Source organism: Mesorhizobium qingshengii, assembly GCF_900103325.1.
Taxonomy (GTDB): Bacteria; Pseudomonadota; Alphaproteobacteria; order Rhizobiales; family Rhizobiaceae; genus Mesorhizobium; species Mesorhizobium qingshengii.
In genome coordinates, this window is the sequence record NZ_FMXM01000008.1 from 12,938 (window position 1) to 30,371 (window position 17,434).

Sequence of the window (17,434 nt, forward strand, 5' to 3'; positions counted from 1 at the left end):
GACCCACCAAATTCCAAAATTTGCTAATGTGGATCTCGATGACGGCTGACCATGACTGCTGACCATGACCGCTGACGCAGCACGCACGGACATGCACGGCGCCCGGCAGGGCGCGGCGATGGCGGCCGTGCGTGTCGTTCGACGGCTGCGCGAGGCCGGCGACTGGCAGCGAGAGATGGAGGGCATCCTCGAAACGCTGTGCCGCGCCATGGAATGCCAGCGCGGCATCCTGTTCCGCTTGCGCGAATTGCCCGGCCAGGGTTTCGCCCAGTCGGTCGCCGCCTACTGGATCGACCCCGATTTCGGCGGCGAACTGGCGTCGCCCACCGTCATCATGCAATCGATCGTCAATTCGGACCCGCTGCTGGAGCGGCTGGCCGAGGACGAACGGCAAGGCAAGGTCTTCGCTGGACACACGCGCGATCTCGAAGGCTTCCTGCGAACCGATTTCGAAAAGCAGAACATCAAGTCGTTCCTGTCGGTGTCCGTCTTCGCGCATGGCCATCTCTGGGGCACACTGGCAGTCAACGATTGCGTCGACGAGCGGGAGTGGACCGACGAGGAAGAGGCGACGCTGCACATCATCGCGCTGGCCATCGGCGACGCCATCGAACGCTCGCCCTCCGACGCCCATGCCAGCGAGGTCATCCGCCGCACCATGCTGCAGGCCTCGCTCGACGCCATCATCGTCATTGACGAGGCCGGATCAATCATCGAATTCAACCCGGCCGCCGAAAAGATGTTCGGCTTCCAGCGCAGCGACATCCTTGGCAAGGACCTGCTCGATACCGTCGTCCCGGAATACTATCGCAAGGGCTATTCATCGGGCGCCGACTATATGTCGGGCCGCGGCGCGCCGATGGTCGGCCAGCGGCTCGAGACGGTGACGCAGAATGCCGCTGGCGAGGTGTTTCCGATCGAGCTGACGGCGACCGAGATGCGCGTCGCAGACCGTCGCCTGATCTTCGGCTCGATCCGCGACCTGCGCGACAGGCTGCGCGCCGAGGAGGAGATCAACCGGCAGCGCGAGAAGCTGCATCAGAACGAGAAGATGGCGGCGATGGGCTCGCTGCTCGCCGGCGTCTCGCACGAGCTCAACAACCCGCTGGCCGTGGTGGTGGCCCAATCGACGCTTCTGCACGAATTCGCCTCGGATCCGCAGACCAAGGTCCGCGCCGAGAAGGTGCGTGCCGCCGCCGAGCGCTGCGGCCGCATCGTCAAAAGCTTCCTGTCGATGGTCCGCCTTCATCCCGCGGCACAAGCCGAGACCGACCTCAACCAGGTGATCCGCGCGGCACTCGAGGTGACCGCCTATGGCGCACGATCAAGCGGCATCATCATCGACACGGATTTCGCCCCCGGCCCGCTGCTGGCCATGGCCGACGCCGATCATGTAACGCAGGTGGCGGCCAACTTCCTCATCAACAGCCAGCATGCGCTGGCGGGCGTTGCCGGCGACCGGCTGATCAAGGTGCGGACGTTCCGCAGCGACCGGGGCAACCCCGGCTTCTCGGTCGAGGACAATGGGCCCGGCGTGCCGGAAGCGATCCGCGCCCGCATCTTCGAATCCTATTTCACCACCAAGCCTGTCGGCGTCGGCACCGGCATCGGCCTGTCGATCTCGAAATCGATCATCGAGCGGCACAATGGCAATGTCTGGTTCGAGGAAGTGCTGCCGAGAGGCGCGCGTTTCGTCGTCCAGTTGCCGGCCATTTCGGCTGGCATCGCCACGGCCGGCGAGAACCAGCCGCGCTCGAGCGGCTTGCGCCATGCCTTGATCATCGATGACGAGCCGGATGTCGCCGGCTCGCTCTCCGACATTCTCGAATTGATGGGCATCAAGTCGCGGGTCGCGCCCGTCTGGGAATCGGGGACTGCCACCCTGGACGGCCATATGCCGCCGGACATCGTCTTTTCGGACCTGCGCATGCCCGGCACCAGCGGCATTGCAATCTATCGGGAGCTGCTTGCCGAAAGGCCCGGATTAGCCCGGCGTTTCGTGCTGGTCACCGGCGACCTGATCGGCGCAAAAGCCGAAATCGAGGCCCTGCCGGCGCAGCAGCGGCCGCAGATCCTGGAAAAGCCGTTCAGCACGCTGGATGTGCGCAGCGTGCTGTCCGCCATTGCCGAACAGGCGGCATCCAAAGGATAGAAAAAAGGCTCCCGGCCGACATGCGGCGGGAGCCGAAGGGAGCGCTGGAGGAAGCGCTCGGGGAGGTCAGAGCATGGTCCCCGAAGTGGGAACCGAATTTCGGGATCACGCTTCGACAAAAATCAGAAAATGTTCGGCGTGCTGGTCAGCGGCGCGGCGTTGGCGATCATGCGGATGGCGCGGGCCTTGTGCGTCCCGGACTGCTCGGCGATGGCGCGCAGGCAATCCACGCTCTCGGCGCCCCAGGACTGCCCCTTGCAGGCGAAATCGATCGCCGGCACCGGCAGGCGCGCGGTCTTCGTCGTTGTCGATGCGCCTTCTACGATGTTGGCTGGCGGATTCAACGAAGCGAAGGCTGGCCCGACCGTCGGGGTGAACGCCATGCCGGCGAAGGCGCAAGCAGCCAGCGCCATGAACATCGCCATGGGGTGGTCGCTGGCGCGCTGGCGCAGCGCCAGTTTCGGGCGGCGGTCAGCGCGCTCTGGAGCCTGGAGGCGGCGCTCGGCGCTGGTAATCTTGACTTTCGCATGCATCGTCGTTCCCTTCGTCGATTTTCTTTTTTCTATAAAACGAATTTAACCGCACATGGTAACAGGCGAATGATACGCAACTGCTGCCCGTGTAACAGTTCCGAAACAACAAATACGGGCATATCCGGGCAAAACCGGTCATCGCCCGATGCTTTGGTTCGTTTGCGAAACTGTTTCATGTGCACGATGTTGCCGTGATATCGATGTCAGGCAGCAAAGCCGAAACTCAGCCGGTCGAACTATGAGCGACCTCACACTCCGGCCAGCGACGCACATTTTTTGTACGGGAAACGGGCGAGATTTTTCCCGCATCAAGCGTCGATCTCCACGCAGAAAGCTCGATCCAAAACCCATGTTAAGGCTCGGAATTCCCGGGATTTTCTTCGGCCGCACCGGTTTCGGGGAGGTTGCAATGAGGGTTTCTGCAAGCCTGATATTTCCACAAGCCATTGCATTTCAATGCAAAATATGATTTTATTGAACAGTCATTCAATAAAAAGAAGAAACTCCATGAACCCGCACCTCCGTGACGTGGCGATCCCCAATGATTGGGACAGGCGAGGCCTGCCGGGCTGGAGTTATCACTCCGACGCCCTTCTCGAGCTCGAGAAAGAGCATGTCTTCCGCAATCACTGGCAGATCGTCGGCCACGTCTCCGACCTGCCGAATGCCGGTGACTATCTGACCATGGACGTGGTTGGGGAGCGGGCATTGATCGTGCGCGGCAAGGATGGCGTGGTGCGCGGCTTCAACAACATGTGCCGCCATCGCGGCAGCCGCGTCGTCGCCGACACCCAGGGCAATTGCAGGAACGCCCTGGTCTGCCCCTTCCACGGCTGGGTCTACAATCTCGACGGCACACTGCGCGGTGCCGCGCGCCCGCGCTCCTTCCCCGATCTCGACAAGACCGAGTTCGGCCTGATGCCGCTCGATCTCGAAGTCTGGATGGGCTTCATCTTCATCCGCTTCCGCAACGGTGGCCCGCAGCCGTCGGTCGCTGAGTTGATGAAGCCGATCGAGCCCGAGTTCGCGCATTACAAGGCCGCCGACATGGTGCCTTCCTGGGGTATCTGGACCCAGAAGACCCCGGTCAACTGGAAGTCGGTGCGTGACGTCGACAATGAGGGCTACCATGTCGCCATGGCGCATCCTGCCTTGCAGGATCTCTACGGCGCCACCTATTTCGACGAACCCTTCATCAATGGCGTGTCACGCTCCTTCGCCACCTACAACCCGCATGCCGGCCGCCGCTGGAGCGTCAGGAACTATGTCAAGATCGCGCCGGAGCCGGCGCACCTGCCGGACTATCTGAAGAGGGCTTGGGTCTACTACGGCATCTTCCCCAATGCGGTCATCTCGGTGATGCCGGAATCGGTTCAGTTCTATCAGGAGTTTCCGCTCTCGACGGGTGAGACGCTGCTGCGCGGCGCCATCTACCGCTACCGCGACGAGAGCCGCGAGCAGGCCGCCGCCCGCTACCTCTCCTTCCGCATCGACCGCGATACAATGTCGGAAGACGTGCAGCTCTCGGTGTGGTCGAACGAATCCATGCTGTCCGAAGCCTTCGAGGGTTTCTACCTCTCGGACCTCGAATACGGCGTGCGCACCCATCACGACCATCTGCGCAAGATGCTGCCGGTGCTGGGGCTGGAGACCGCGCCCGAGGAGAAGGACATGTGGAATTTGAACGACGCGCTCAGGTCGCGGTCGTAGGCACGAGGGCAAAGCTGGCGATCTCCCCACGTGGGGGAGATCGGCAGTCATCCCCGCCACACCCCTTCTTTCCTGAGATCATCCATCGTGCGCGAAATGCCTTCGCGCAAAATGCCGACCATATCGTCGATCTGCTCTCGCGAAATGATCAGCGGCGGCGACATCACGCACATGTTGATCAGCGGCCGGACCAGGAGGCCAAGCTCATGGCAATGCGCGTCGATGCGCTTGCCGACATCCTTGTCGAGCTGCAGCGGATCCTTGCTTTCGCGGTCCGCAACGCATTCGACGCAGCCCATCAGCCCCATGCCCCGCACTTCGCCGACCAGCGGCAGCTCTTCCAAGGTCTTCAGTTGCGCCTGGAAATAGGGCGCGACCTCTTGCGTGTGGGCAAGCACATCCTCCTCCAGCAGATCGAGGTTTTTCAGCGCCACGGCGCAGCCGATGGGATGGCTGGTGTAGGTCAGGCCATGGCCGAACATCGCGTCCGGATGGTTCGAGCGCCGCAGTTCCTTCAGTAGACGCTCCGAGATGATGACGCCGCCAAGCGGGAAGTAACCCGAGGTGACGCCCTTGGCGAAGGTGATCATGTCCGGATCGATGCCGAACGCGTCGCCCGAGGCGAAGACATGGCCTAGCCGGCCGAAAGCCGTCACCACCTCGTCGGAGACATAGAGGATGTCGTTGTCGCGACAGATCTCGCGGATGCGCTTGAGATAGCCGTCGGGCGGCACGACGACGCCACCGGATGCCTGCACCGGCTCGCCAACGAAAGCGCCGATCCTGTCAGCGCCGACGCGGGCAACCGTATCGCGGAACTGATCGACGAGGAAATCGGTGAAGGCGGCAAGGCTCATGCCTTGTGGACGGCGGAACGGATCCGGCGAAGACAGCTTGATCACCAACTCGTCGGCGCCGTCCATCCAGTCGCGGTCGCGCGGGCGGCCGTTGAGCGAGGCCGACAGATAGGTCGAGCCGTGATAGGCGCCGCCCCGGCTCAGGATCAGCTTCTTTTCCGGCCGGCCACGCACATTGTTGTAGAACTGCATGAAGCGCAGCGCCGTCTCGACGGCCGAAGAGCCGCCGGTGGTGTAGAAGACGTGGCTGAGATCGCCCGGCGCATGGCCGGCTATGCGCATGGCAAGTTCGGCCGACGGCGCGTTCATCGTGTACCAGGGCGTGTTGTAGGACAGCGCCATCGCCTGGTCGTACATCACCTTGGCAAGTTCCTCGCGGCGGTGGCCGACATTGACGCACCACATGCCGGCAGGCCCGTCGATCAACCGTTTGCCGGTGCTGTCGGTGATGTAGATGCCGTCGCCTTCGCCGATCAGCGCGCGCGCCTCGGCACCGACCGAGCCGGCGAACGGCCAGGGCTGGATGAGATGGCGCTTGGCCAGTTCGACCGCATCGTCATCCGCGGCCCGGGCCATTTCCGTCGCCTTCATATCCCTGGCAGCCGCCATCATTGCCTCGCACCATTTCGTCGAATTTTTCTCGGACATGAAATTCGGCGCTAACGCCGGAAATGCCGGCTTACTCCATCGAATTTTGAATGTCCGTTCAATCAATATCGCAGAATTGGCGCTTGATTTCAATCCGCGTATGCGCGCATGATGAAAGAAAGCCGGCAAGGGGAACAGAGAGCCGGCGCCAGCACAATGGGATGCCGCATGGCGGAACGGTCCAGGCCAGCAACCGAGGTCACACCCGGAGCCCTGCAATGACGGCGACTGCGGAAGGGTCGCCCCCGTTGCGCATGACGCGGGCCAGACGAAATGCCCTTCTGCAGTCCGAACCCGTGCAGGGTCTTGCCCTGATCAGCCCGACCCTTGTCTACGCGCTCATCCTTCTGGTCCTGCCGATCCTGGTGGTCATCGCCCATTCCTTCTGGACGCAGCACTACCTGACCATCGACCGCAGCTTCACACTGGAGAACTACCGCATTGCGCTGACCGAGCCGATCTACCGGGATTTGTTGTGGCGCTCGCTCTACATCTCGCTGACGGTCAGTTTGCTCACCGTCCTGCTGGCCTATCCGATCGCCTATTTCATTTCCTTCCATGGCGGCCGTCACAAGAGCCTGTGGCTGTTCCTCATCACCATCCCGTTCTGGACCAGCTATCTCTTGCGCGTGATGTCGTGGAAGGTCATCCTCGGTTACAACGGTGTGCTCAATTCCGGCCTGATGGGCCTTGGCATCATCGACGAACCGTCGACGGCGCTGCTTTACAATTCCAGCGCCGTCATCATCACGCTGACCCATGCCTGGGCGGCCTTCGCCATCCTGCCGATCTTCGTTTCGCTGGAAAAGGTCGACCGCACGCTGGTCGAGGCGGCCAAGGACCTTGGCGACGGCCCCTTGCGTTCGTTCCTGCGCGTGACATTGCCGTTGTCGGCGCCGGGCGTCATCTCGGCGGCACTGATCGTCATGATTCCCACCGTCGGCGATTATGTCACGCCGAAGCTCGTCGGCGGCAAGGACGGCGTCATGATCGCCAACGCCATCCAGGCGCAGTTCGGCAAGGCATCCAACTGGCCGCTGGGCGCTGCCCTTTCCGTCACCACCATGGTGATCGTGACGCTGATGGCGGGCGCCACGGTGCTGATCATCCGCGCCCTGCAGAGGCTGGCGCGATGACGGCGGCGCGGCGCTTCCTGGCCGGCGGCTGGCTGCCGGCCTACGCGTTCCTCTATGTGGTCTTCCTCTATCTGCCTGTGATCTTCCTGCCGATTTTCTCGATCAACACGGCGGCGACGCCGAAATTCCCGCTCACCGGCTTCACCTTGCATTGGTACGAGGACCTGCCGCGCACCCCGGCCCTGCTCGACGCCGCCTGGAACAGCCTGATCGTCGGCGTGTCCGCCGCGATCCTCTCCACCGTGCTCGGCATCCTCGCCGCCCGTTCGATCACCCGCTACCGCTACCCCGGCCGCCGCGCCATCAACGGCCTGATCATGGCGCCGCTGGTGCTGCCCGAGGTGATCGTCGCCATCTCGATGCTGCTGGTGATGCTGCAACTGGGCTTGAGCCTGTCGCTCTTCACTGTGGTGCTTGGCCACGTGCTGGTCTGCATCCCCTATTCGATGACCGTGCTGACGTCCGGCTTCGAAGGCTTCGACCGCAGCCTGGAAGAGGCCTCCGCCGATCTCGGCGAGAGTGCCTTCGGCACCTTCCGGCGGGTGACGCTGCCGATGGTGGCGCCGGCCATCATTTCCAGCCTTCTGGTCTGCTTCACCATTTCTCTCGACGAATTCATCATCGCCTTCTTCCTGACCGGGACCGATGCGACGCTGCCGATCTACATCTGGGGCCAGCTGCGCTTCGCGGCGAAACTGCCCGGCGTGCTGGCGCTGGGCACGCTGTTGCTGGTTGCCTCTTTCCTGCTGATGACAATCGCCGAAATCCTGCGTCGCCGTGCCGCCAGACGCACCCAGAACGAGGGAGGCCTCTATGCCTGAGCAGCCCCAGACCGAGCGGCCCCAATCCGATCGACCGATGATCGAGATCCGCAACGTCACCCGCAGCTATGGGGCGTTCAAGGCGCTCGACGACGCTTCTCTGACCATCAAGGAGGGCGAATTCTTCTCCCTGCTCGGCCCGTCCGGCTGCGGCAAGACCACGCTGCTGCGGATGATCGCCGGCTTCGACAACCCGACCAGCGGTTCGATCTCGGTCGGCGGGCAACCAATGGAAGGCATCCCGGCCAATCGCCGACCGACCAACATGGTGTTCCAGAGCTATGCGATCTTCCCGCATCTCAATGTCGAGCAGAACGTCGCCTATGGGTTGAAACGGTTGAAGCTGCAGGGCGGCGAAGAGAAGCGCCGTGTCGAGGAGGCGCTGGCGCAGGTCTCGCTGACCGGGCTCGGCAAGCGCCTTGCCACCGAGCTTTCCGGCGGCCAGCGGCAGCGCGTCGCGCTCGCCCGCGCGCTGGTGATGCGTCCCAAGGTGCTCTTGCTCGACGAACCGCTGTCGGCGCTCGACAAGAAGCTGCGCGAGCAGATGCAGGTTGAACTGCGCCGCCTGCAGCAGGCGGTTGGCATCACCTTCGTCCTTGTCACCCACGACCAGTATGAGGCGCTGGCCATGTCCGACCGCATCGCCGTGATGTTCGGCGGCAGGATCGCGCAAGTCGCCTCGCCCAAGGAAATCTACCAGCGGCCGGTCAACCGCCAGGTCGCCGACTTCCTTGGCGGCATGAATTTCGTCAAGGCTGAGATCGTCGAGGAGAACGGCGCCTCATTGGTCGTCGACACGCTGGGCTTCGGCCGCGTCAAGACCGACAAGCCGAAAACCTTTGTGCGCAACGGCGCCGCCGCCACACTCGGCATCAGGCCTGAACGCCTGCGCGTGCTATGGGACAATGCGACAGCCAAGTTCGAGGTCGCCGGCAAGGTGGTCGAACGCCACTATTTCGGCGAGATCACCCATCTGATCGTCGAGATACCGGGACTGGAAAAGCCGCTATCGGTGACCGAGACGAACGACTTCGGCGCCGACGACATCCCGGTCGGCACCTCGATCCGCCTCGCCTATGATCCAGAAGCACTGGTGGCGATGGCGGACTGAAGCTGCGCCATGACCTTGCGCGCAGCGATGCGCCCGGCAACGATCGCGCCTTCGACATAGCCCGGAAATGACGGCGACAGTTCTGAACTGGCGAAATGGATTGGCGCAGCACCTGCCAGGAGCGTGCGCTCGGCGTCGGTCGCCGTCGCATCGACGATGAGATCACCATAGGCGCCGCCGCTCCAGCGGTCATTCGTCCAGTCGCGATAGCTGAGATCGATGATGTCGGCAGCTTCGGTACCAAGCGCCTCCACCAGCCTGGCGGTCACTTCGGTGCGCAGTGCCGCATCGCCAAGTTCGCGCCAGCGCAAGGCGAGCGGCCCGCCGATGAAGACCACCAGCGCCGAATGGCCATCGTCCTTGCCGACATCACAGGCAAAAAGCCCAGGCAGGTCGCGCCACATCACCATGCCGCTCAGGCCGTGGTCGCGCCAGAAGGCTGTGGGATAGCGCACAAGCACCTTGATCACGGCGCCGCTTTCCCAGACGCCGAGCGACCTTGCCAAGGCCGCCGGCAGCGGTGGCGAAAAATCCAGTTTCGCGGCCATCACCGGCGGCACGGCGATCAACACCGTCCGAGCTTCGATGGTGCCCGCCGTCGAGGCGAGCCGAACCCTTCCCGGTCCGTGTTCGATCACCGTGACCGCGGCGCTCAACCGCAGCCGATCGCCGAGATCGCGGGCCAGATCGTCGGCCAGAGAATGCATGGTTTCACGCACGAAATACTGTAGTTCCGACACCTCATTGGTGATGCGGCGATCATTGTCGATAAGATGCCAGAGCGGCATCTTTTCCAGTGCCTGGCACCACAGGCCTTCGATCATCGAGCGAAACGCCGCCTTGGCCGCTTCAGGGTCGCTCTGAAGATCGAGCCATGCGGCGACGGTCAGGCCGGCAATGGTCGGATCGTCCGGTGCGATCGCATTCATGCGGTCGCGGATCGCCATCGAGGCGAGATAGGTGCGCTCGGCCTCTCTCGCGGACAGGATTGGCTGCGAGACGAATTCGCCGTCGACAAAAGTCTCGACCAGCGTCTTGCCACGCGCCTGCAGCAGCGCCATCAGTTCCGGCATGTCCTCGCACAGAAACTGACCGCCGCTGTCGACGCGCTCGCCAAGGCCGTTTGATGTCGCCTCGACGCGACCGCCGACACGGTCGCGCGCTTCGAGCAGGACGAAATCGATGCCGGCTGCCTTCAACTCAAGCGCGGCCGACAGGCCGGTGAAGCCGGCGCCGACGATGACGACGTCGGTTCTTTCCGGTTCGCTCGTCAATAGCCGGCCTTGATCTTCTCGAACTCGGCGACCATCCGCTGCTTGAGTTCCGGCGCCACCGGCTGCTGGAACAGCGTCTTGTCGAGGAACTTGTCGAGATTGTCGAAGCCGCGGTCGACCAGCACCTTGTGGTCGATTGCTGCCATGCCGGCGCCGTTGCCGTGGCCGTAGCCGAAGGTCTTGACCATGTAGTCCGACACGCCAGGTGCATTGACCGCGCTGAGGAAATCATAGGCTTCATCGAGCTTGCCCGGCGCATCCTTCATCAGCGCATAGCCGCACACCCAGGTCGAAATGCCTTCCTTGGTGTCGCGGTTCATGGCGATCGGCATGCCTTGCCCCTTCAGCGTGACGAAGGTCTCGTTCCAGCCCCAGACGAGATCGACCTCATTGCCGATGAACGCCTGGTTGAGGTCGGTGTCGTCGGTCCAGTAGAAGCGGATGTTCTTGTGCACATCGCGCAGGAAGGCCGACGCCTCCTGGAACTGCGCGTCGGTCATCTTGGTCCAGTCCTTCAGCCCGATGACCAGGCTTGCCAGTGCATAGGCGTCGTCGACATTGTCGCCGATGGTGACGCGGCCCTTGAATTTCGGATCGGCGAAGATCCTGAGCGATTGCGCCTGGTCAGCCGTGACCTTGTCGGTGCGGTAGAGCAGCGAGGTGTTGCCCCAGTCGAACGGCATGAACCAGGCCTTGCCGTCGGCGGTGGTGGCGAGATCCTTCATCGCCATGATGCCGGGATTGAGGTCCTTCCAACCTGATATCCTCGAGGTGTCGAGCGGCTGCAACATGCCGGCCTCGCGCCACTTGACCACGCTTTGCGAACAGGGGTGGGCGATATCGGCCTTGAAGCCCGCTCGCATCTTTTCGAAGGCTTCATCCTCATCGCCGAAGAAAGCGAAGGTCGGCTCGGCGCCGTATTTGGCGGTGTAGGCGGGATGCAGCAGCGGATCCTCATAGCCCGACCAATCGAACACCACGAGATCACCACCGCCTTCCGCGAAGGCATAGACCGCGCCGGCGCCGATCATGCACACGGCTGCAAGGGCAAGGCGGCGTAGCACTGACTTCATGGCGCGAAATTCCCCCACCGCGAAAAAGCTGCTGCGAGGTTAGGAGAATTCCGCTCACTTGGCGAGCCCGTCCGCTCGCCTTGTCGGCGAACGAACGGGCCGTCGAAACACGCCTCAATATCCGGCTTTGATCTTCTCGAATTCGGCGATCATCTTGAGCTTGAGATCGGAAGGCACCGGCGACTGGAACAGCGTCTTGTCGATGAATTTCTGCACGTCGTCATAGCCCTTTTCCTTCAGGACCGCCTGGTCGACGCCGGCCATGCCCTTGGCATTGGCCTGGCCATAGCCCCAGTCCTTGACCAGCACCTTGGCGGTATCCGGATCGTTGACGGCGTTCAGATAATCATAGGCCTTGTCGATGTTGCCGGGCGCGTCCTTGAACAGCACATAGCCGCAGACCCAGGTCGAGATGCCTTCGTTGGTATCCTTCATGGCCTTGATCGGCACGCCAGCAGCCACCGACTGCACCGTCGCATCATTCCATGCCCAGGCGAGATCGACCTCGCCGCCGCTCAGCAGTTGCACGACGTCGGTGGTATCGGTCCAGTAGGAGCGCACGTTCTTGTGCACCTGGCGCAGGAAATCGGACGCCTGCTTGAACTGGTCGTCGGTCATCTTGGTCCAGTCCTTGAGGCCGATGGCAAGGCTCGCCAGCGCATAGGCGTCGTCGACATTGTCGCCGATCGACACCCTGCCCTTGAACTTCGGATCGGCGAACGCCTTCAGCGACTGCACATCCTTGGCGTCGATCTTGGAAGAGTTGTAGGTGAGCTGCGTGTTGCCCCAGTCCCAGGGCATGAACCACGCCTTGCCGTCCGACGTGGTGGCAAGATCCTTCATCGCCATGATGCCGGGATTGAGGTCTTTCCAGCCTGATATCTTCGAGGTGTCGAGCGGCTGCAGCAGGCCTGCCTCGCGCCATTTCACCACGCTCTGCGAACAGGGATGGCCAAGATCGGCCTTGAAGCCGGAGCGAACCTTTTCGAACGCCTCGTCCTCGTCACCGAAGAAGGCGAAGGTCGGCGAATCGCCGTTCTTCTCGACATATTTCGGATGGAAGCTGGGATCTTCATAACCGGACCAGTCGAACACGATCAGGTCCTTGTCGGCGGCGATCGCCAGTGCGGCGGCCGAGGCCGCCAACGTTCCCGCCAAAGCCAGTGTCAGCGTCAGGCGTCGAGTCAATGTCTTCATTGCTGTTCCATCCTCTGTCTTGTTCTGATTTCTTATGGCTCCGTCGCGCCGGCGGTCTTCAACGGATAGTGTCTCGGGAACGCCGCCGACAGGAATTCGTTCGCCGCCTGCAAGGCGGTCTCGCGGGTGGTGTCTTCGGTCCCCATCATCAACCGCAGCCACAAACCCTCCAGCATGGCGCTCAGCGCCAGCGCCATGACCTGCGGCTCATAGGCGTAGCCGCCGCTCTGCTTGAGCGTCGCGCAAAGGTCGATGAAGATGGTCTGATAGACGGCATCGCGGGCACTGCTCAGCGCCTGGTAGGTCGGCCGCGACTTGGCCTCGCCCCAGAAGGCGCACCAGGCGGCCAGCTTGCGCTTGTTGCAGATCGACCGGTCGAAATCGGCCGCGACGAGAGCCTGAAGCTGATGGGCGGGATCATCGCCTGCTTTTTGCAGGGCATTGCGCCAATGCGCCGAGTACTCGTCATACATATGCTGCAAGGTCGCGATGAGCAGCTTTTCCTTGCTCTCGAAATGAAAGTTGACGATACCGCGCGACAGACCGGCGCCGTCGGCCACATCGGCCATCGTCGTCTCCGAATAGCCACGCTTGGCCAGCGAATCGATCGTCGCCTCGATGAGCTGAAGCTGCCTGACCTCCTTCGAGGCCTTACGGCCACGCTTTTCGGATTCGTTTTTCCGCTCCGGTTCGAGGCGGGCTTCCCTGGCCTCTGCTGTCTTCATGGGTCTGATGGTCTCCAGCATCGCCAGCTATCCAACCGGCTTTCGACCGCGAAGATGAGTGGGGCGGTGCTCGCCACTGTCAAGCACCTTCTGCATGGCTTCCCAGGTTCGTATGTTCTTGTCGACATAGGCCGCGCCAACCGCGGCCGCGACCGTTGGGTAGAGCGGTCCCTTCAGCCTTTCCAGCTCGCCACGCGCGACGTCGCGATACCACGGATTGCGATCCCTGACCGTGACATCGGCGAAGCCGGCCCGGCGCATCGCCTGCGCGTAGCGTGCCGGTGACGCCATGGCGAAGGACAGGCCTTCGGCGGCGACATAGGCCTTCATGTCAGGCGATGGTTCGCCGTCATGCGAGATCATCCAGTTGGAGGCGGCGAAAACGCCGCCCGGCTTCAGCATCCGGAAGATCTCGGCGAACAGCGCGTCCTTGTCCGGCACGTGCAGCAGCGCATCCTTGGAGAAGACGGCATCGAAGGCGTGGTCGGCGAAAGGCAGGGGCCCGGGCGCCGCCTGGATGAAACTGGTGCGATCCGCGAGCCCGCGCGCGGCGGCGCGCTGCCTGGCTGTCTCGATCACAGGCAGTTCGACATCGAAGCCAGTGACGTGGGCAGCGCCATGGCGTTCGACCAGATGCAGGGTGATGCCGCCGGAGCCACAGCCGATGTCGAGGATCGTCTTGCCCTCGAGCGAAAGCCCTTCGAGCACCCGGTCGACCTCGTCCGGCCCGCCCGGCGACAGATAACCATCACCCCACAGCGCTTCGAGGAAGCGGATGGCGGTGTCGTCATACTCCGGTTCGGCATCTGCCGTTTCGATCATCGGCCCTCGGTCCCCAATCGCCGAATTGCGCACTGTCGAATGCCGGCAAAGCGTAGCGCATACCCGGGAAAACGCAATATCATTTGTTGAACATTCATTCAGAATAGCTGGACAAAATGGCGAGCGGCGTGCCAAAATTCCGCGTATTCGGGGACAGATCGCGCAAAAATGAAATGGCGGCGGATAGGATGAGCGGGCCAGAATGAAAGTTTGGGATGCGATCATCATCGGCGGCGGACATAACGGCCTGGTCAACGCCTGCTATCTGCAGCGCGCCGGGCTCGATGTGCTGGTCGTCGAGAAGAATGACTGGGTCGGCGGTGCCGCCACCAGTAGGGAATTGACGCCGGGCTTCCTCTACTCCAACTGCTCCTATGTCTGTTCGTTGTTCCGCCCCGAGATCATGCGCGACCTTGAATTGCCGCGCTTCGGCCTGCAGGTCATCGCCTATGAGGGCGGCGCGGTGTTCACCCGCGACGGCGACTACCTCGCCAACTACCGTGATCACGACGCGCACCGGCGCGAATTCGCCCGCTTTTCCAAGCGCGATGCCGAAGCCTATGACCGCTACGCCCGCGACGTGACGCGGCAGTGCCGCTTCATCCAGCCTCTCTTGATGCGCACCGCTCCCGACCCGACAAGCTTGCGGCCGCGCGACCTCGGCGAGCTTCTCTATCTCGGCAAGAAATTCGCCGGACTGTCGGCGCAGGAAATGGCCCTGACACTGCGCTTCTGGACCATGTCGATCTCGGAATTCCTCGACGAGTATTTCGAGACCGATGTGATCAAGGCGAACTTCGCTTTGTCCGGCATCATCGGCACCGCGCTCGGGCCGATGTCACCCGGCACCGCCTACGTGCTGCTGCACCACTACATGGGTGAGGTCGATGGCTCGGTCGGCGCCTGGGGCTATGCGCGCGGCGGCATGGGCGCGGTGACCAAGGCGCTGGCCGCATCCTTCAAGTCGTCGGGCGGAACCATCCGCACGGGCGCCGAGGTCGACCATGTGCTGGTCAGCAGGGGCAAGGCCAGGGGCGTCGTGCTGGCCGGCGGCGAGGAGGTCCATGGCAAGCTCGTCGTCTCCAATGCCGACGTGAAGCGCACCTTCCTGAAGCTGATCGAGGAGAAGGAACTGCCCGACATCTTCCTGCGCCGGGTCAGAAACTTCAAGATCCGCGGCTCGTCCGGCAAGGTCAACATCGCGCTCGATTCGCTGCCGGAATTCCCGGCGCTGCCGAAGGATTCGCCGGTCTATCGCGGCGACATGCATTTCACCGATTCGATGGAGCGCATGGAGCGCGCCTATGACGATTGGAAAGCCGGGCGCTGGTCGGCCGATCCCTTCCTCGACATGGTCATCCCGACGACGCTCGACCCGACCATGGCGCCGCCTGGCAAACACTTCATGAGCTGCTTCGTGCAATACGCGCCGCCAAAGGTGAACGGCCGCGAATGGACCGATGCCGACCGCGACGGCTTCGCCGAAAGCGTGATCGCGCAGATCGCGGACTATTCGCCCGGCTTCCGCGACCGCATCGTCCACATGGAGGTTCGCACCCCGCGCGAGATCGAGGCCGAGGTCGGCCTCACCGAAGGCAACATCTTCCAAGGCGAACTGACCTTCGACCAGCTGCTGTTCAACCGCCCGGTGCCGGGCTACGCGCAGTACCGCTCTCCGGTCGGTGGCCTCTATATGTGCGGCTCCTCGACCCATCCCGGCGGCGGCGTCATGGGTGCGCCCGGCCGCAATGCCGCCGCCGAGATCCTGCGCGACCTCGCCAAGTCCACCTCGCATATGAGCCCGGCCCATGACGTCATTTGATGCCATCATCATCGGCGGCGGCCACAACGGTCTCGTCACTGCTGCCACGCTGGCGAAAGCCGGCCGCAAGGTGCTGGTGCTGGAAGCTGGTCGCGAAGTCGGCGGCGCCGCGCGCACCGAGGAATTCGCACCTGGCTTTCGCGTCTCCTCAGTCGCCCATCTGCTGAACCGGCTGCACCCCGAAATGGTCAAGACCCTGGAGCTTGAGAAACACGGATTGCAATTCGCTCGCGCCGACTTCATGCCGTCGGTTGCGCTGTCGAAGGACGGCCCGCCGCTTGTCCTGCATGGCGCCTATGGCGAGGTGCTGACCGGCGCCAGCGCGTCCGAGCAATCCGCCTGGAAGGAATTGCGCGCGCAGTTGCTGCGCTATGCCGGCATATTGAAACCGTTCCTCTCCCGCCGGCCGCCCGATCTCGCCGGCATGTCGCTGCTCGATACTGCTTCGCTCGGCCAGACCACGCTGACGCTGAAGAAACTCGGCAAGGAAGACATGCGCGACTTCCTGCGCGTACTCCTGATGAACGTGGCCGACCTGCTCGACGAGCAGCTTGCCGATATCAGGCTGAAAGGCCTGCTCGCCTTCGATGCGACGCTTGGCAGCCATCTCGGCCCGCGCTCGCCGACCTCACTGCTCGGCCTCTACTCTCGCCTGGCCGGCGAGACCGCCGGAGCGGCCGGAGCGCAGGCACTGCCACAAGGCGGCATGGGCGCGGTGATCGCCGCCATCCGCGCCGCGGCGGAAAAGGCAGGCGTGGTGACCCGCGCATCGGCTCCGGTGGCAAAGATCATCATCGAGAAAGGCCGCGCCGTCGGCGTCGCGCTCGACAGCGGCGAAGTGCTGCGCGCCAGGACCATCGTCTCGGCGATCAATCCGGCGACCACCTTCCTCGACCTTGTCGGGCCGCGCGAGATCGACACAGGGTTCATGCGCAAGGTGAAAAACATCCGCATGAAGGGCGATGCGGCCAAGCTCAATCTGGCGCTCGACCGGCCACCGCAATTCACTGGCGTCGATGCCGCCGGCCACAGGGGCCGGCTGGTCATCGCCCCCTCGCCCGATCACGTCGAGCGCGCCTTCAACCCATGCAAATACGGTGAGTTCTCGCCCGAACCGGTGATGGAGATCACGCTGCCCAGCCTCGCCGACCCGTCGCTCGCGCCGAGCGGCGCCTGCGTGTTGTCGGCGGTGGTGCAATACGCGCCCTACGGGTTGAAGGAAGGCTGGGACGCCGGCAAGCCGAAATTCCTCCAGGCGATCATGGCTCAGCTCGAAGCCTATGCTCCCGGCATCGGCAAATGCGTTGTCCATGCCGAGTTTTTGACGCCAGCCGACATCGAGGTGCGCTATCGCATGCCGGGTGGCCACTGGCACCATGGCGAATTGCAGGCCGACCAGATGCTGATCTCGCGGCCGGTCTCCGGCTGGTCCGGCTACGACACACCGATCGAAGGGTTGTTTCTTGCCGGGGCCGGCTCGCATCCGGGTGGCGGTGTTTCCGGTGCACCTGGCCTCAACGCCGCGCGACGCATCATCGCGATGAAAGGGTGAC

At 63.2% G+C, this 17,434-nt stretch carries 14 protein-coding genes; 7 read left to right on the forward strand and 7 right to left on the reverse strand.

Annotation, left to right across the window (positions count from 1 at the left end; genetic code table 11):
- Positions 1–64 precede the first annotated feature (64 nt).
- Positions 65–2,152 (forward strand): sensor histidine kinase, encoded by a 2,088-nt coding sequence (locus BLS48_RS14275; protein WP_167365085.1) that lies wholly within the window; start codon positions 65–67, stop codon positions 2,150–2,152.
- A gap of 122 nt (positions 2,153–2,274) precedes the next feature.
- Here the strand turns inward: BLS48_RS14275 and BLS48_RS14280 are convergent, their stop codons facing one another.
- Positions 2,275–2,685, reverse strand: coding sequence for a hypothetical protein (locus BLS48_RS14280; protein ID WP_091578547.1), 411 nt, complete (start codon positions 2,683–2,685; stop codon positions 2,275–2,277).
- A gap of 507 nt (positions 2,686–3,192) precedes the next feature.
- On the opposite strand from BLS48_RS14280, the gene BLS48_RS14285 reads away from it, so the two are divergent.
- Positions 3,193–4,395 (forward strand): aromatic ring-hydroxylating oxygenase subunit alpha, encoded by a 1,203-nt coding sequence (locus BLS48_RS14285; protein WP_091578548.1) that lies wholly within the window; start codon positions 3,193–3,195, stop codon positions 4,393–4,395.
- Positions 4,396–4,442: 47 nt separating this feature from the next.
- On the opposite strand, the gene BLS48_RS14290 is transcribed toward BLS48_RS14285, so the two are convergent.
- On the reverse strand, positions 4,443–5,861 hold the full coding sequence (locus tag BLS48_RS14290; RefSeq protein WP_091578919.1) for an aminotransferase: 1,419 nt from the start codon (positions 5,859–5,861) through the stop codon (positions 4,443–4,445).
- Between the two features lie 257 nt (positions 5,862–6,118).
- Here BLS48_RS14290 and BLS48_RS14295 point away from each other — a divergent pair, with 257 nt between their 5' ends.
- Genes BLS48_RS14295 through BLS48_RS14305 form a run of 3 tightly spaced genes read left to right on the forward strand, consistent with a single transcriptional unit; the run spans position 6,119 to position 8,968 of the window.
- Positions 6,119–7,036, forward strand: coding sequence for an ABC transporter permease (locus BLS48_RS14295; RefSeq protein ID WP_091578550.1), 918 nt, complete (start codon positions 6,119–6,121; stop codon positions 7,034–7,036).
- A complete protein-coding gene (locus BLS48_RS14300; protein WP_091578551.1) occupies positions 7,033–7,857 on the forward strand; it encodes an ABC transporter permease in 825 nt (274 codons plus the stop codon). Before BLS48_RS14295 ends, BLS48_RS14300 begins: the two co-directional genes overlap by 4 nt.
- Before the next feature lie 37 nt (positions 7,858–7,894).
- Positions 7,895–8,968: an ABC transporter ATP-binding protein gene (locus BLS48_RS14305; RefSeq protein WP_091578553.1), complete on the forward strand. Its 1,074-nt coding sequence runs from the start codon at positions 7,895–7,897 to the stop codon at positions 8,966–8,968.
- Here BLS48_RS14305 and BLS48_RS14310 read toward each other — a convergent pair.
- The 5 genes from BLS48_RS14310 to BLS48_RS14330 all read right to left on the reverse strand — a co-directional run bounded on the left by BLS48_RS14310 (position 8,932) and on the right by BLS48_RS14330 (position 14,059).
- Positions 8,932–10,242, reverse strand: a complete 1,311-nt coding sequence (locus BLS48_RS14310) for a flavin monoamine oxidase family protein (protein ID WP_091578554.1) — start codon at positions 10,240–10,242, stop codon at positions 8,932–8,934. The two genes, BLS48_RS14305 and BLS48_RS14310, sit on opposite strands and share 37 nt — an antisense overlap.
- Positions 10,239–11,315 (reverse strand): extracellular solute-binding protein, encoded by a 1,077-nt coding sequence (locus BLS48_RS14315; protein WP_091578556.1) that lies wholly within the window; start codon positions 11,313–11,315, stop codon positions 10,239–10,241. The genes BLS48_RS14310 and BLS48_RS14315 overlap by 4 nt, the downstream gene beginning before the upstream one ends.
- A gap of 114 nt (positions 11,316–11,429) precedes the next feature.
- Positions 11,430–12,512 (reverse strand): ABC transporter substrate-binding protein, encoded by a 1,083-nt coding sequence (locus BLS48_RS14320; RefSeq protein ID WP_091578557.1) that lies wholly within the window; start codon positions 12,510–12,512, stop codon positions 11,430–11,432.
- Positions 12,513–12,544: 32 nt separating this feature from the next.
- Positions 12,545–13,258 (reverse strand): transcriptional regulator BetI, encoded by a 714-nt coding sequence (gene betI / locus BLS48_RS14325; RefSeq protein WP_091578559.1) that lies wholly within the window; start codon positions 13,256–13,258, stop codon positions 12,545–12,547.
- Positions 13,259–13,264: 6 nt separating this feature from the next.
- Entirely contained in the window at positions 13,265–14,059 is a 795-nt protein-coding gene (locus BLS48_RS14330) for a class I SAM-dependent methyltransferase (RefSeq protein WP_091578560.1), read from the reverse strand.
- Positions 14,060–14,261: 202 nt separating this feature from the next.
- On the opposite strand from BLS48_RS14330, the gene BLS48_RS14335 reads away from it, so the two are divergent.
- Both BLS48_RS14335 and BLS48_RS14340 read left to right on the forward strand, forming a co-directional pair.
- Positions 14,262–15,881 carry a phytoene desaturase family protein gene (locus BLS48_RS14335; protein WP_091578562.1) on the forward strand — a complete coding sequence of 540 codons (1,620 nt, stop codon included), beginning with the start codon at positions 14,262–14,264 and terminating at the stop codon, positions 15,879–15,881.
- Positions 15,868–17,433: a phytoene desaturase family protein gene (locus tag BLS48_RS14340; RefSeq protein ID WP_091578564.1), complete on the forward strand. Its 1,566-nt coding sequence runs from the start codon at positions 15,868–15,870 to the stop codon at positions 17,431–17,433. The genes BLS48_RS14335 and BLS48_RS14340 overlap by 14 nt, the downstream gene beginning before the upstream one ends.
- Position 17,434 lies beyond the last annotated feature (1 nt).

Bases quoted from the DNA above. Each gene is read 5' to 3' on its own strand.
- BLS48_RS14275 (WP_167365085.1), top strand. From the start codon at position 65: ATGACCGCTGACGCAGCACGCACGGACATGCACGGCGCCCGGCAGGGC.
- BLS48_RS14335 (WP_091578562.1), top strand. From the start codon at position 14,262: ATGAAAGTTTGGGATGCGATCATCATCGGCGGCGGACATAACGGCCTG.
- BLS48_RS14320 (WP_091578557.1), bottom strand. From the start codon at position 12,512: ATGAAGACATTGACTCGACGCCTGACGCTGACACTGGCTTTGGCGGGA.
- BLS48_RS14315 (WP_091578556.1), bottom strand. From the start codon at position 11,315: ATGAAGTCAGTGCTACGCCGCCTTGCCCTTGCAGCCGTGTGCATGATC.
- BLS48_RS14305 (WP_091578553.1), top strand. From the start codon at position 7,895: ATGATCGAGATCCGCAACGTCACCCGCAGCTATGGGGCGTTCAAGGCG.
- BLS48_RS14290 (WP_091578919.1), bottom strand. From the start codon at position 5,861: ATGGCGGCTGCCAGGGATATGAAGGCGACGGAAATGGCCCGGGCCGCG.
- BLS48_RS14300 (WP_091578551.1), top strand. From the start codon at position 7,033: ATGACGGCGGCGCGGCGCTTCCTGGCCGGCGGCTGGCTGCCGGCCTAC.
- BLS48_RS14330 (WP_091578560.1), bottom strand. From the start codon at position 14,059: ATGATCGAAACGGCAGATGCCGAACCGGAGTATGACGACACCGCCATC.
- BLS48_RS14340 (WP_091578564.1), top strand. From the start codon at position 15,868: ATGACGTCATTTGATGCCATCATCATCGGCGGCGGCCACAACGGTCTC.
- BLS48_RS14280 (WP_091578547.1), bottom strand. From the start codon at position 2,685: ATGCATGCGAAAGTCAAGATTACCAGCGCCGAGCGCCGCCTCCAGGCT.
- BLS48_RS14285 (WP_091578548.1), top strand. From the start codon at position 3,193: ATGAACCCGCACCTCCGTGACGTGGCGATCCCCAATGATTGGGACAGG.
- betI (WP_091578559.1), bottom strand. From the start codon at position 13,258: ATGCTGGAGACCATCAGACCCATGAAGACAGCAGAGGCCAGGGAAGCC.
- BLS48_RS14295 (WP_091578550.1), top strand. From the start codon at position 6,119: ATGACGGCGACTGCGGAAGGGTCGCCCCCGTTGCGCATGACGCGGGCC.